This window comes from Streptomyces sp. NPDC029956 (assembly GCF_055574655.1).
In genome coordinates, this window is record NZ_JBVHZJ010000044.1 from 2,735 (window position 1) to 16,662 (window position 13,928).

Sequence of the window (13,928 nt, forward strand, 5' to 3'; positions counted from 1 at the left end):
ATGCGAGGCGCGGTGCCACCCCGACCCCCCCCCCCCCCCCCCCCGCACCCCCCCCCCCCCCCCCCCCCCCCCCCCCCCGCCCCCGGCGGTACGTTTCTGCTGAGTCCCCGGAAGGGGTCAGTTCTCCTCGTGGGCGACCGCGCGGCGCGCGTCCGCGTCGAGGACGCCCCAGCTGATGAGCTGCTCGGTGAGGACCGAGGGGGACTGGTCGTAGATGACGGCGAGGGTGCGCAGGTCGTCCTGACGGATCGACAGCACCTTGCCGTTGTAGTCGCCGCGCTGCGACTGGATCGTCGCCGCGTAGCGCTGGAGCGGGCCGGCCTTCTCCTGGGGGACGTGCGCCAGGCGCTCCAGGTCGAGGACGAGCTTCGGCGGCGGCTCGGCGGCCCCGCCCGGCGTGGTGCCCGGCAGGAGCTCCTGCACCGGAACCCCGTAGAAGTCGGCCAGCTCGGCAAGACGCTGCACGGTCACCGCGCGGTCGCCGCGCTCGTACGAACCGACCACCACGGCCTTCCAGCGGCCCTGGGACTTCTCCTCCACCCCGTGGAGCGAGAGACCCTGCTGGGTGCGGATGGCACGGAGTTTGGCCCCGAGCTGCTTTGCGTATTCGCTGGACATAACGCTCCCGGACGCTGTGACGACATGCGGCTGCGCCGCGCGGCTGGTAACTCACTGTGAGGTTACGCAGCGTTACTCTTTCCCGTCAAGCCGAATGGTCCGTACCGCCCCCTCCCGGGGGACGGTGACCGGAGCGGCGCCGGGGGTGCGAGGGATGCCTCCGTCCGCCCCTGGTATCGTTGACGTCGCAAATCCGACGTCCTTTAAGAGCCGTCCCGTGAGGCGGAGAAGGAGGTCCGTTTCTTCATGGACACCCAGCAGAAGTACGGCGACGACGCGCGGCCCGTTCTCGAGGCCCCGGACATCGCGCGGGTCCTCACCCGCATCGCACACGAGATCGTCGAGCGTGCCAAGGGCGCGGACGACGTGGTTCTCCTCGGCATTCCCACCCGCGGTGTGTTCCTCGCCCGCCGGCTCGCCGAGAAGCTCGAATCGATCACCGGCACCAAGATCCCCGTCGGCTCCCTGGACATCACCATGTACCGGGACGACCTGCGGATGAAGCCGGCCCGCGCCCTCGGCCGCACCGAGATCCCCGGTGACGGCATCGACGGCCGCCTGGTCGTCCTCGTCGACGACGTGCTCTTCTCCGGCCGCACCATCCGCGCCGCCCTTGACGCCCTCGGCGACATCGGCCGCCCCCGTGCGGTCCAGCTCGCCGTCCTCGTCGACCGCGGCCACCGCGAGCTTCCGATCCGAGCCGACTACGTCGGCAAGAACCTCCCCACGTCGCTGCGGGAGACGGTCAAGGTCCAGCTCGCCGAGGAGGACGGTCGCGACACCGTCCTGCTCGGCGCCAGGCCCACCGCCTAGCCGGACCGGCATTCCCCCGCGGGGCCGGGGCACCCCCCTGCGCCCCCGCATGCCCTCACACCTCCCCACCACGGAGAGACACACCGATGATGCGTCACCTCATCTCGGCCGCCGACCTCACCCGCGACGACGCCGTCCTGATCCTCGACACCGCCGAGGAGATGGCCCGGGTGGCCGACCGGCCCATCCGGAAGCTGCCGACCCTGCGCGGCCGGACCATCTGCAACCTGTTCTTCGAGGACTCCACCCGGACCCGGATCTCCTTCGAGGCCGCCGAGAAGCGCCTCTCCGCCGACGTCATCAACTTCGCGGCCAAGGGCTCCAGCGTCTCCAAGGGCGAGTCCCTCAAGGACACCGCGCAGACCCTGGAGGCCATGGGCGTCGACGCGGTCGTCATCCGCCACGGCGCCTCCGGAGCCCCGTACCGCCTCGCCACCTCCGGCTGGATCGACGCCCCCGTCGTCAACGCCGGCGACGGCACCCACCAGCACCCCACCCAGGCCCTCCTGGACGCCTTCACCATGCGCCGCCGCCTGGTCGGCCGGGACGCCGGTCTCGGCCGCGACCTCGAGGGCAAGCGGATCACGCTCGTCGGCGACGTCCTGCACAGCCGGGTCGCCCGCTCCAACGTCGACCTGCTGCACACCCTCGGCGCCGAGGTCACCCTGGTGGCCCCGCCCACCCTGGTCCCCGTCGGCGTCGAGACCTGGCCCTGCGAGATCTCGTACGACCTCGACCGCGTGCTGCCGAAGTCCGACGCGGTCATGATGCTGCGTGTGCAGCGCGAGCGGATGAACGCCGCCTTCTTCCCCACCGAGCGCGAGTACTCGCGCCGGTACGGGCTCGACGGCGAGCGGATGGCGAAGATGCCCGAGCACGCCATCGTCATGCACCCCGGCCCCATGGTCCGCGGCATGGAGATCACCGCCGAGGTGGCCGACTCCGACCGCTGCACGGTCGTCGAGCAGGTCGCCAACGGCGTCTCCGTCCGGATGGCGGTCCTCTACCTGCTTCTGGGCGGCAACGACTCCGCCGTCACCCACACCCGCCCTCCCGCCGCCCACCACCACCCTTCTGACGAGCGCTCCGCGCACACCATCGATTCGGAGAACAAGTAACCATGAGCAAGACTCTGATCCGCGGTGCGCAGGTGCTGGGCGGTGCCGTCCAGGACGTGCTGATCGACGGCGAGACCGTCGCCGAGGTGGGCACCGGTCTGTCCGCCGAGGGCGCCACCGTGATCGAGGCCCAGGGCCAGATCCTGCTGCCCGGCCTCGTCGACCTCCACACCCACCTGCGCGAGCCCGGCCGCGAGGACTCCGAGACCGTCCTCACCGGCACCCGCGCCGCCGCCTCCGGCGGTTTCACCGCCGTCTTCGCCATGGCCAACACCCACCCGGTCGCCGACACCGCCGGTGTCGTCGAGCAGGTCTACCGGCTCGGCAAGGAGTCCGGCTACTGCGACGTGCAGCCCATCGGCGCCGTCACCGTCGGCCTGGAGGGCAGGAAGCTCGCCGAGCTCGGCGCCATGCACGACTCCGCCGCCGGCGTCACCGTCTTCTCCGACGACGGCAAGTGCGTCGACGACGCCGTGATCATGCGCCGCGCCCTGGAGTACGTGAAGGCCTTCGACGGCGTCGTCGCCCAGCACGCCCAGGAGCCCCGCCTCACCGAGGGCGCCCAGATGAACGAGGGCATCGTCTCGGCCGAGCTCGGTCTCGGCGGCTGGCCCGCCGTCGCCGAGGAGTCGATCATCGCCCGCGACGTCCTCCTCGCCGAGCACGTCGGCTCCCGCGTCCACATCTGCCACCTCTCCACCGCCGGCTCCGTCGAGATCGTCCGCTGGGCCAAGTCCCGCGGCATCGACGTCACCGCCGAGGTCACCCCGCACCACCTCCTCCTCACCGACGAGATGGTCCGGAGCTACAACCCGGTCTACAAGGTCAACCCGCCGCTGCGCACCGAGAAGGACGTCCTCGCGCTCCGCGAGGCGCTGGCCGACGGCACGATCGACATCGTCGCCACCGACCACGCCCCGCACCCCCACGAGGACAAGGACTGCGAGTGGGCCGCGGCCGCCATGGGCATGGTCGGCCTGGAGACCGCGCTCTCCGTCGTCCAGCAGACGATGGTCGAGACCGGCCTGCTCGACTGGGCCGGCGTCGCCGACCGGATGTCCTTCGCGCCCGCCCGCATCGGGCGGGCCACGGGCCACGGACGACCCGTCTCGGCTGGTGAGCCCGCGAACCTGACGCTGGTCGATCCGGCTTACCGTGGTGTCGTGGACCCCGCGGACTTCGCCTCCCGCAGCCGAAACACCCCCTACGAGGGCCGTGAGCTGCCGGGACGCGTCACCCACACCTTCCTGCGGGGCCGGGCAACGGTCGTGGACGGGAAGCTGGCGTGACACCACTCATCGCAATCGCCGCAGAGGCTGCCGATCAGAAGTCGGCGGAGGTGACCGACTGGGCCGGACGGCTCGGCTGGGTCGCCGGACTGCTGCTCTTCATCGCCTTCGTGTACTGGCTGATGCGCCAGGGCTGGAAGTGGCGCGGCAGCCTCCAGTCGGACCTCCCCGAGCTCCTCACCGTGCCGGAGCAGGCCGGTACGGCGAAACTGACTCTCGGCGGCCGCTACCACGGCTCCACGACCGCCGGGCAGTGGCTCGACCGGATCGTGGCCCACGGTCTCGGCACCCGCAGCCGCGTCGAGCTCACGCTCACCGACGCCGGGCTCGCGGTCGTGCGCCCCGGCGCGAACGACTTCTTCGTCCCGGCCGAGGCCCTGCGCGAGGCCCGCCTCGACAAGGGCATCGCGGGCAAGGTCCTCGCCGAGGGCGGCCTGCTGATCATCACCTGGGCGCACGGCGACCAGCTGCTCGACTCCGGCTTCCGGTCCGACCGGGCGGCCGAGCACACCGCCTGGGTCGAGGCCATCAACTCCATGACCACCACGACGGAAGGCATCGCACGATGACGACCTCCACCCGGGGAACCAGCAAGGTTCCCGCCGTACTCGTCCTGGAGGACGGCCGCATCTTCCGCGGCCGCGCCTACGGGGCCGTGGGGGAGACCTTCGGCGAGGCCGTGTTCTCCACCGGCATGACCGGCTACCAGGAGACCCTCACCGACCCGTCGTACCACCGCCAGGTCGTCGTCATGACCGCCCCGCACGTGGGCAACACGGGCGTCAACGACGAGGACCCCGAGTCCGGCCGCATCTGGGTCTCCGGCTACGTCGTCCGCGACCCCGCCCGCGTCTCCTCCAACTGGCGCGCCCGGCGCTCGCTGGACGAGGAGCTGGAGCGCCAGGGCGTCGTCGGCATCTCCGGCATCGACACCCGCGCCCTCACCCGCCACCTGCGCGAGCGCGGCGCCATGCGCGTCGGCATCTTCTCCGGCGACGCCTGGTCCGGCATCCGCGACGAGGCCCTCCTCGCCCGGGTGCAGGAGCAGCCCCAGATGAAGGGCGCGAACCTCTCCGCCGAGGTCGCCACCCAGGAGACGTACGTCGTCCCCGCGATCGGCACCAAGAAGTTCACCGTCGCCGCGATCGACCTCGGCATCAAGGGCATGACCCCGCGCCGCATGGCCGAGCGTGGCATCGAGGTCCACGTGCTGCCCGCCACCGCGACCGTCGAGGACGTGTACGCGGTCGCCCCGGACGGTGTGTTCTTCTCCAACGGCCCGGGCGACCCGGCCACCGCGGACGGCCCCGTCGCCCTCATGCAGGCCGTCCTGGAGCGGAAGACGCCGCTGTTCGGCATCTGCTTCGGCAACCAGATCCTCGGCCGCGCGCTCGGCTTCGGCACCTACAAGCTGAAGTACGGCCACCGGGGCATCAACCAGCCGGTCCAGGACCGTACGACCGGCAAGGTCGAGATCACCGCGCACAACCACGGCTTCGCCGTCGACGCGCCCCTCGACAAGGTCTCCGAGACCCCCTTCGGGCGTGCCGAGGTCTCGCACGTCTGCCTGAACGACGACGTCGTGGAAGGCCTCCAGCTGCTCGACCAGCCGGCCTTCTCCGTCCAGTACCACCCCGAGGCGGCCGCGGGCCCGCACGACGCCGCGTACCTCTTCGACCGTTTCGTATCCCTGATGGAGGCCGAGCGTGCCTAAGCGCACCGATATCCAGTCCGTCCTGGTCATCGGCTCCGGCCCGATCGTCATCGGCCAGGCCGCCGAGTTCGACTACTCCGGCACCCAGGCCTGCCGCATCCTCAAGGCCGAGGGCCTGCGGGTGATCCTGGTCAACTCCAACCCGGCCACGATCATGACCGACCCGGAGATCGCCGACGCCACGTACGTCGAGCCGATCACCCCCGAGTTCGTCGAGAAGATCATCGCCAAGGAGCGCCCCGACGCCCTCCTGCCCACCCTCGGCGGCCAGACCGCGCTCAACACCGCGATCTCCATGCACGAGCAGGGCGTCCTGGAGAAGTACGGCGTGGAGCTCATCGGCGCCAACGTCGAGGCGATCAACAAGGGCGAGGACCGCGACCTCTTCAAGGGCGTCGTCGAGGCCGTCAAGGCCAAGATCGGCTACGGCGAGTCCGCCCGCTCGGTCATCTGCCACACGATGGACGACGTCATCAAGGGCGTCGACACCCTCGGCGGCTACCCCGTCGTCGTCCGCCCCTCCTTCACCATGGGCGGCGCCGGCTCCGGCTTCGCCCACGACGAGGAAGAGCTGCGCCGCATCGCCGGCCAGGGACTCACGCTCTCCCCGACCACCGAGGTGCTCCTGGAGGAGTCCATCCTCGGCTGGAAGGAGTACGAGCTGGAGCTGATGCGCGACAAGAACGACAACGTCGTGGTCGTCTGCTCCATCGAGAACTTCGACCCGATGGGCGTCCACACCGGTGACTCGATCACCGTCGCCCCGGCGATGACCCTCACCGACCGCGAGTACCAGCGGCTGCGCGACATCGGCATCGCGATCATCCGCGAGGTCGGCGTCGACACCGGCGGCTGCAACATCCAGTTCGCGATCGACCCGGTCGACGGCCGGATCATCGTCATCGAGATGAACCCGCGCGTCTCCCGCTCCTCGGCGCTCGCCTCGAAGGCGACCGGCTTCCCGATCGCCAAGATCGCGGCCCGGCTCGCCGTCGGCTACACGCTGGACGAGATCCCGAACGACATCACGGAGAAGACCCCGGCGTCCTTCGAGCCCACGCTCGACTACGTCGTCGTCAAGGCCCCGCGCTTCGCCTTCGAGAAGTTCCCGCAGGCCGACTCCACCCTCACCACGACCATGAAGTCGGTCGGCGAGGCCATGGCGATCGGCCGCAACTTCACCGAGGCCCTCCAGAAGGCCCTGCGCTCCCTGGAGAAGAAGGGCTCGCAGTTCACCTTCGTCGGCGAGCCCGGCGACAAGGCCGAACTGCTCCGCGACGCGGTCCGCCCGACCGACGGCCGCATCAACACCGTCATGCAGGCCATCCGTGCCGGAGCCACCCCGGAGGAGGTCTTCGACGCCACGAAGATCGACCCGTGGTTCGTCGACCAGCTCTTCCTGATCAAGGAGATCGCCGACGAGCTGGCCGCCGCCGACAAGCTCAACCCGGAGATCCTCGCCGAGGCCAAGCGCCACGGCTTCTCCGACGCCCAGATCGCCGAGATCCGCGGTCTGCGCGAGGACGTCGTCCGCGAGGTCCGGCACGCCCTCGGCGTCCGCCCGGTCTACAAGACGGTCGACACCTGCGCCGCCGAGTTCGCCGCCAAGACCCCGTACTTCTACTCCTCGTACGACGAGGAGACCGAGGTCGCGCCCCGCACCAAGCCCGCGGTGATCATCCTGGGCTCGGGCCCGAACCGCATCGGCCAGGGCATCGAGTTCGACTACTCCTGCGTCCACGCCTCCTTCGCCCTGAGCGACGCCGGCTACGAGACCGTGATGGTCAACTGCAACCCGGAGACCGTCTCCACGGACTACGACACCTCCGACCGTCTGTACTTCGAGCCGCTGACGCTCGAGGACGTGCTGGAGATCGTCCACGCCGAGACCCTCGCCGGCCCCGTCGCCGGTGTCGTCGTCCAGCTCGGCGGCCAGACCCCGCTGGGCCTCTCGCAGGCGCTCAAGGACAACGGCGTGCCCGTCGTCGGCACCTCCCCGGAGGCCATCCACGCCGCCGAGGACCGCGGCGCCTTCGGCCAGGTCCTCGCCGAGGCGGGCCTCCCGGCCCCCAAGCACGGCACCGCGACCACCTTCGCCGGCGCCAAGGCCATCGCCGACGAGATCGGCTACCCCGTCCTCGTACGCCCCTCGTACGTGCTCGGCGGCCGCGGCATGGAGATCGTGTACGACGAGACCCGCCTGGAGTCGTACATCGCCGAGTCCACCGAGATCAGCCCCACCCGGCCGGTCCTGGTCGACCGCTTCCTCGACGACGCCATCGAGATCGACGTCGACGCCCTCTACGACGGCCACGAGCTCTACCTCGGCGGCGTCATGGAGCACATCGAGGAAGCCGGCATCCACTCCGGCGACTCGGCCTGCGCCCTGCCCCCGATCACCCTCGGCGGCTTCGACATCAAGCGCCTGCGCGCCTCCACCGAGGCCATCGCCAAGGGCGTCGGCGTGCGCGGCCTGATCAACATCCAGTTCGCCATGGCCGGCGACATCCTCTACGTCCTCGAGGCGAACCCGCGGGCCTCCCGGACCGTCCCCTTCACCTCGAAGGCGACCGCCGTCCCGCTCGCCAAGGCCGCCGCCCGCATCTCGCTCGGCGCCACCATCGCCGAGCTGCGCGCCGAGGGCCTGCTCCCGAGGACCGGCGACGGCGGCACCCTGCCGCTCGACGCGCCGATCTCCGTCAAGGAGGCCGTCATGCCGTGGTCGCGCTTCCGCGACGTGCACGGCCGCGGCGTCGACACGGTCCTCGGCCCGGAGATGCGCTCCACCGGCGAGGTCATGGGCATCGACGCGGTCTTCGGCACGGCGTACGCCAAGTCGCAGGCCGGCGCCTACGGCCCGCTGCCCACCAGCGGCCGCGCGTTCATCTCGGTCGCCAACCGCGACAAGCGCTCGATGATCTTCCCGGCGCGCGAGCTGGTCGCCCACGGCTTCGAGCTGCTCGCCACCTCCGGCACCGCCGAGGTCCTCAAGCGCAACGGCATCAACGCCACGATCGTGCGCAAGCTGAGCGAGGGCGCGGGCCCGAACGGCGAGAAGACCATCGTCCAGCTCATCCACGACGGCCAGGTCGACCTGATCGTCAACACCCCGTACGGCACCGGCGGCCGCCTCGACGGCTACGAGATCCGTACGGCCGCGGTGGCGCGCAGCGTCCCGTGCCTCACCACGGTCCAGGCGCTCGCCGCGGCCGTCCAGGGCATCGACGCGCTCAACCGGGGCGATGTCGGGGTCCGCTCGCTCCAGGAACACGCGGAACACCTGACCGCGGCCCGCGACTAGCAACCCACGAGGGGGACACCGGAAACGGTGTCCCCCTCTTGCTGAGGACACCCACATGTACAAGTTCTTCTTCAACCTCGTCTTCAAGCGCATGGACCCCGAGGAGGCCCACCACCTGGCCTTCCGCTGGATCCGCCTCGCCGCCCGCGTCCCCGTCCTGCGGACCTTCGTCGCCGCCGTCCTCGCGCCCCGGTACAAGGAGCTGCGCACCGAGGCCCTCGGCCTGCGGATGCACGGCCCCTTCGGGCTCGCCGCCGGCTTCGACAAGAACGCCGTCGCCATCGACGGCATGTCGATGCTCGGCTTCGACCACGTCGAGATCGGCACCGTCACCGGCGAGGCCCAGCCCGGCAACCCGAAGAAGCGCCTCTTCCGGCTGGTCCCGGACCGCGCGCTCATCAACCGCATGGGCTTCAACAACGAGGGCTCCGCCGCCGTCGCCGAACGCCTCCACGCGCGCGTGCCGGTCTTCAGGACCGTCGTCGGCGTCAACATCGGCAAGACCAAGGTCGTCCCCGAGGCCGAGGCCGCCGCCGACTACGTGAAGTCCACCGAGCGTCTCGCCGCGCACGCCGACTACCTCGTCGTGAACGTCTCCTCGCCGAACACCCCCGGCCTGCGCAATCTCCAGGCCACCGAGTCCCTGCGGCCGCTCCTCACCGCCGTACGGGAGGCCGCCGACCGCACGGTCACCGACCGCCGGGTCCCGCTCCTGGTCAAGATCGCCCCCGACCTGGCCGACGAGGACGTCGACGCGGTCGCCGACCTGGCCCTGGAGCTCGGCCTCGACGGCATCATCGCCACCAACACCACCATCGCGCGCGAGGGCCTCGGTCTGCTGTCCGACCCCGCGCTGATCAAGGAGACCGGCGGGCTGTCCGGCGCGCCCGTCAAGGAGCGGTCCCTCGCGGTCCTCAGGCGCCTCCACGCGCGCGTGGGCGACCGGCTGGTCCTCGTGGGCGTCGGCGGCATCGAGAACGCCGAGGACGCCTGGCAGCGCATCCTCGCCGGCGCCACCCTGATCCAGGGCTACAGCGCCTTCATCTACGAGGGCCCGTTCTACGCCCGCGCGATCCACAAGGGCCTCGCCGCGCGCCTCGCGGCCTCCCCGTACGCCACCCTCGCCGAGGCCGTCGGCGCCGACTCCCGAAAGGCCACCCCGTGACCCTCTCCTTCGGCACCCGCCTGCGCTCCGCCATGGACGAGCGCGGCCCGCTCTGCGTCGGCATCGACCCGCACGCCGCCCTGCTCGGCTCCTGGGGCCTGACCGACGACATCGCCGGTCTGGAGCGGTTCACCTTCACCGTCGTCGAGGCACTCGCGGACACCGTGGCCGTCTTCAAGCCGCAGTCCGCCTTCTTCGAGCGCTTCGGCTCGCGCGGTGTCGCCGTCCTGGAGCGCGCCGTCGCCGATCTGCGGGCGGCGGGCGGTCTGGTCGTCATGGACGCCAAGCGCGGTGACATCGGCTCGACCATGGCCGCGTACGCCGAGACCTACCTGCGCAAGGACTCCCCGCTCTTCTCCGACGCGCTCACGGTCTCCCCGTACCTCGGCTACGGCTCCCTCAAGCCGGCCGTCGACCTGGCCCGCGAGTCCGGCGCCGGTCTCTTCGTCCTGGCCCTGACGTCCAACCCGGAGGGCGCGGAGGTCCAGCGGGCCGTCCGTGAGGACGGCCGCACGATCGGCGCCACCATGCTGGGCCACCTCGCCGCGGAGAACGCGGGGGAGACCCCGATGGGCTCCTTCGGCGCGGTCGTCGGTGCCACCCTCGGGGATCTGTCCTCGTTCGACCTGGACATCAACGGCCCGCTCCTCGCCCCCGGCATCGGCGCCCAGGGCGCGACCCCGGCCGACCTCCCGGCCGTCTTCGGCGCGGCCGTCGGCAACGTCGTCCCGAACGTCAGCCGCGGGGTCCTGCGGAACGGACCCGACGCGGCCGCCCTGCGGGACTCGGCGCACCGGTACGCGGACGAGATCCGCGCGGCCGTCGGCGGCTGACGAGCTCCACGGTCTCTCCGCAGGTCGGAGCGGATCGACCCGGATGTCGGCACTGTTTCGGCCCGGTGGGACGACCTGTCCCGCCGGGCCGTCTCACTACTTGACGAAATCTTGGCTCAAAACCGGGTCGTTTTGCCGGAAAAGTCCCGGTCGGTCGATGCTGACCAGGACTTTTCCTTCGTTCTCGCTGACTGGAGCGGCCTCGGCCGCTAGTCTCCGGGGCAGAGCAGGCGTTCAACGACCACTCCGTTGAGCGTTGCTCCACTGGTGTGGGGCGCGAGGTTCCTCACCGGTCCGTATCCGACAGATCGACATCCGAGGTGACGTAGGCGTGGCTCTTCCGCCCCTTACCCCTGAACAGCGCGCAGCCGCGCTCGAGAAGGCCGCCGCGGCTCGCCGGGAGCGGGCCGAGGTCAAGAATCGACTCAAGCACTCCGGCGCCTCCCTCCACGAGGTCATCAAGACCGGCCAGGAGAACGACGTCATCGGCAAGATGAAGGTCTCCGCGCTGCTCGAGTCCCTGCCCGGCGTGGGCAAGGTCCGCGCCAAGCAGATCATGGAGCGGCTCGGCATCTCCGAGAGCCGCCGAGTGCGCGGTCTCGGTTCCAACCAGATCGCCTCCCTGGAGCGCGAGTTCGGCAGCACCGGCGCCTGATCCGGCGACCGGTCCGGCCACCGATCCGGGACACGCGTCCCGGGCACCCCGGTGAAGCTGGAATAATCGCTGCATGGCAGCAGAGGCACGTCCGCGGCTGACCGTGCTCTCCGGCCCCTCAGGGGTCGGCAAGAGCACGGTCGTCGCTCATATGCGCAAGGTCCACCCCGAGGTCTGGCTCTCGGTGTCGGCGACGACACGGAAGCCCCGCCCCGGCGAGAAGCACGGCGTCCACTACTTCTTCGTGACGGACGACGAGTTCGACAAGCTGATCGCCAACGGTGAGCTCCTCGAATGGGCCGAGTTCGCGGGCAACCGGTACGGCACCCCGCGTCGCGCGGTCCTCGACCGCCTCGACGCCGGCGAGCCCGTGCTCCTGGAGATCGATCTCCAGGGCGCCCGCCAGGTGAAGGACTCGATGGCAGAGTCCCAGCTGGTCTTCCTGGCCCCGCCGAGCTGGGAGGAACTGGTCCGCCGCCTCACCGGCCGCGGCACCGAGTCGCCCGAGGTCATCGAGCGCCGTCTCGCCGCCGCGAAGGTCGAGCTGGCCGCCGAGTCGGAGTTCGACACCACGCTCGTCAACACCTCCGTCGAGGACGTTGCGCGTGAGCTGCTAACGTTGATGCTGTTGACTTCTGGGGAATGATCCATTTGTTCCCCCGGACACCCAACGGCTGTCCGATCCTTTTTCCATCTTCGGAAGGTAGAGCGTGTCCTCTTCCATCACCGCGCCCGAGGGCATCATCAACCCGCCGATCGACGAGCTGCTCGAGGCCACGGACTCGAAGTACAGCCTCGTGATCTACGCGGCCAAGCGCGCGCGTCAGATCAATGCGTACTACTCCCAGCTCGGCGAGGGCCTGCTGGAGTACGTGGGTCCGCTGGTCGACACCCACGTCCACGAGAAGCCGCTCTCGATCGCCCTGCGCGAGATCAACGCGGGTCTGCTGACGTCCGAGGCCATCGAGGGCCCGGCGACGTAAGCACGTCACGTTCATTCACCACAGGCCCGGCGGAACATCCGCCGGGCCTGTGGTGTCTCATGGAGTCGTAGGCATCCGAGTGCGGGGAGTGGCAGTGGTGACCAAGCCGAAGGTCGTTCTGGGGGTCAGCGGCGGCATCGCCGCCTACAAGGCCTGCGAGCTGCTCCGGCGGCTCACCGAGTCGGGCCACGACGTCCGCGTCGTCCCCACCGACTCCGCCCTCCACTTCGTCGGCGCGGCCACCTGGTCCGCGCTCTCCGGCAACCCCGTCTCGACCGAGGTGTGGGAGAGCGTCCACGAGGTGCCGCACGTCCGGATCGGCCAGGCCGCCGACCTCGTCGTGGTCGCCCCCGCCACTGCCGACATGCTCGCCAAGGCCGCCCACGGCCTCGCGGACGACCTGCTCACCAACACCCTGCTCACCGCGCGCTGTCCCGTCGTCTTCGCCCCCGCCATGCACACCGAGATGTGGGAGCACCCGGCGACCCAGGAGAACGTGGCGACGCTGCGCCGCCGTGGCGCCGTCGTCATCGAGCCGGCCGTCGGCCGCCTCACCGGCGTCGACACCGGCAAGGGCCGACTGCCCGACCCGGCGGAGATCTTCGAGATCTGCCGGAGGATCCTCGCCCGCGGCACCGCGGCCCCCGACCTCGCGGGACGGCACGTCGTGGTCAGCGCCGGCGGCACGCGGGAGCCCCTCGACCCCGTCCGCTACCTGGGCAACCGTTCTTCCGGGAAGCAGGGGTACGCGCTCGCGCGGGCCGCCGCCGCCCGCGGGGCAAGGGTCACCCTCGTCGAGGCCAACACCGGCATCCCCGACCCGGCCGGCGTCGACGTCGTCCACGTCGGCACCGCCCTCCAGCTCCGCGAGGCCGTGCTCAAGGCCGTCGCCGACGCGGACGCCGTGGTCATGGCGGCCGCGGTGGCCGACTTCCGCCCGGCCGTCTACGCCACCGGGAAGATCAAGAAGAAGGACGACGGCGGAGCGCCCACCGTCGAACTCGTCCGCAACCCCGACATCCTCGCCGAGCTCTCCGCCGACCGTGCGCTGCCGGGGCAGGTGGTCGTCGGCTTCGCCGCCGAGACCGACGACGTCCTCGCCAACGGCCGCGAGAAGCTCCGCCGCAAGGGCTGCGACCTCCTCGTCGTCAACGAGGTGGGGGAGCGAAAGACCTTCGGCTCCGAGGAGAACGAGGCCGTCGTGCTCGCCTCGGACGGCGCCGAGACCCCCGTACCGTACGGTCCGAAGGAAGCGCTCGCCGAGACGGTCTGGGACCTGGTCCTGCCGCGGCTGCGCGCCACGACCTGACGCATCCGGCCCCACGAGGACCGGGAATCCAGCCGGACGCGTGTGATGTACGCCCCATCAGGGGGTTCACCCGGCGCGAAGCGGCCGGATTCACCCGCTCAGGGCATTCGCCAGGCGAGACACCTGGTCC

13 protein-coding genes are annotated in these 13,928 nt (G+C 70.8%); 12 read left to right on the top strand and 1 reads right to left on the bottom strand.

Translation table 11 applies throughout. The features are described from left to right. Nucleotides 1–117: 117 nt before the first annotated feature. A complete protein-coding gene (bldD, locus tag ACZ4XX_RS28680) occupies nt 118–618 on the bottom strand; it encodes a transcriptional regulator BldD (RefSeq protein WP_015032294.1) in 501 nt (166 codons plus the stop codon). 246 nt (nt 619–864) lie between these two features. Here bldD and pyrR point away from each other — a divergent pair, with 246 nt between their 5' ends. The 12 genes from pyrR (at nt 865) to coaBC (ending at nt 13,798) form a co-directional block, all read left to right on the top strand. Continuing rightward, nucleotides 865–1,431 (top strand): bifunctional pyr operon transcriptional regulator/uracil phosphoribosyltransferase PyrR, encoded by a 567-nt coding sequence (pyrR, locus tag ACZ4XX_RS28685; protein ID WP_355963768.1) that lies wholly within the window; start codon nt 865–867, stop codon nt 1,429–1,431. Between the two features lie 86 nt (nt 1,432–1,517). Further along, nucleotides 1,518–2,549, top strand: coding sequence for an aspartate carbamoyltransferase catalytic subunit (locus ACZ4XX_RS28690; protein ID WP_468510764.1), 1,032 nt, complete (start codon nt 1,518–1,520; stop codon nt 2,547–2,549). A 2-nt stretch (nt 2,550–2,551) separates the two neighbouring features. Beyond that, nucleotides 2,552–3,838, top strand: a complete 1,287-nt coding sequence (locus tag ACZ4XX_RS28695) for a dihydroorotase (RefSeq protein WP_468510765.1) — start codon at nt 2,552–2,554, stop codon at nt 3,836–3,838. Then, nucleotides 3,835–4,407 (top strand): PH-like domain-containing protein, encoded by a 573-nt coding sequence (locus ACZ4XX_RS28700; RefSeq protein WP_468510766.1) that lies wholly within the window; start codon nt 3,835–3,837, stop codon nt 4,405–4,407. The genes ACZ4XX_RS28695 and ACZ4XX_RS28700 overlap by 4 nt, the downstream gene beginning before the upstream one ends. Beyond that, nucleotides 4,404–5,552 (top strand): glutamine-hydrolyzing carbamoyl-phosphate synthase small subunit, encoded by a 1,149-nt coding sequence (gene carA / locus ACZ4XX_RS28705; protein ID WP_468510767.1) that lies wholly within the window; start codon nt 4,404–4,406, stop codon nt 5,550–5,552. Before ACZ4XX_RS28700 ends, carA begins: the two co-directional genes overlap by 4 nt. Then, nucleotides 5,545–8,853, top strand: coding sequence for a carbamoyl-phosphate synthase large subunit (carB, locus tag ACZ4XX_RS28710; RefSeq protein ID WP_468510768.1), 3,309 nt, complete (start codon nt 5,545–5,547; stop codon nt 8,851–8,853). The genes carA and carB overlap by 8 nt, the downstream gene beginning before the upstream one ends. A 55-nt stretch (nt 8,854–8,908) precedes the next feature. Continuing rightward, a complete protein-coding gene (locus tag ACZ4XX_RS28715; protein ID WP_468510769.1) occupies nt 8,909–10,018 on the top strand; it encodes a quinone-dependent dihydroorotate dehydrogenase in 1,110 nt (369 codons plus the stop codon). Continuing rightward, nucleotides 10,015–10,851, top strand: coding sequence for an orotidine-5'-phosphate decarboxylase (gene pyrF / locus ACZ4XX_RS28720; protein ID WP_468510770.1), 837 nt, complete (start codon nt 10,015–10,017; stop codon nt 10,849–10,851). The genes ACZ4XX_RS28715 and pyrF overlap by 4 nt, the downstream gene beginning before the upstream one ends. Nucleotides 10,852–11,182: 331 nt before the next feature. After that, a complete protein-coding gene (locus ACZ4XX_RS28725; RefSeq protein ID WP_030204477.1) occupies nt 11,183–11,506 on the top strand; it encodes an integration host factor in 324 nt (107 codons plus the stop codon). Nucleotides 11,507–11,579: 73 nt separating this feature from the next. After that, entirely contained in the window at nt 11,580–12,152 is a 573-nt protein-coding gene (gene gmk / locus ACZ4XX_RS28730) for a guanylate kinase (protein ID WP_468510771.1), read from the top strand. 64 nt (nt 12,153–12,216) lie between these two features. Beyond that, entirely contained in the window at nt 12,217–12,489 is a 273-nt protein-coding gene (gene rpoZ, locus ACZ4XX_RS28735; protein ID WP_030316319.1) for a DNA-directed RNA polymerase subunit omega, read from the top strand. Nucleotides 12,490–12,586: 97 nt separating this feature from the next. Then, nucleotides 12,587–13,798, top strand: a complete 1,212-nt coding sequence (coaBC, locus tag ACZ4XX_RS28740) for a bifunctional phosphopantothenoylcysteine decarboxylase/phosphopantothenate--cysteine ligase CoaBC (protein ID WP_468510772.1) — start codon at nt 12,587–12,589, stop codon at nt 13,796–13,798. Nucleotides 13,799–13,928 lie beyond the last annotated feature (130 nt).

Excerpts from the sequence above, each read along its gene's own strand:
- ACZ4XX_RS28695 (WP_468510765.1), top strand. The coding sequence starts at position 2,552 with ATGAGCAAGACTCTGATCCGCGGTGCGCAGGTGCTGGGCGGTGCCGTC.
- ACZ4XX_RS28715 (WP_468510769.1), top strand. The coding sequence starts at position 8,909 with ATGTACAAGTTCTTCTTCAACCTCGTCTTCAAGCGCATGGACCCCGAG.
- carA (WP_468510767.1), top strand. The coding sequence starts at position 4,404 with ATGACGACCTCCACCCGGGGAACCAGCAAGGTTCCCGCCGTACTCGTC.
- bldD (WP_015032294.1), bottom strand. The coding sequence starts at position 618 with ATGTCCAGCGAATACGCAAAGCAGCTCGGGGCCAAACTCCGTGCCATC.
- pyrR (WP_355963768.1), top strand. The coding sequence starts at position 865 with ATGGACACCCAGCAGAAGTACGGCGACGACGCGCGGCCCGTTCTCGAG.
- gmk (WP_468510771.1), top strand. The coding sequence starts at position 11,580 with ATGGCAGCAGAGGCACGTCCGCGGCTGACCGTGCTCTCCGGCCCCTCA.
- ACZ4XX_RS28690 (WP_468510764.1), top strand. The coding sequence starts at position 1,518 with ATGATGCGTCACCTCATCTCGGCCGCCGACCTCACCCGCGACGACGCC.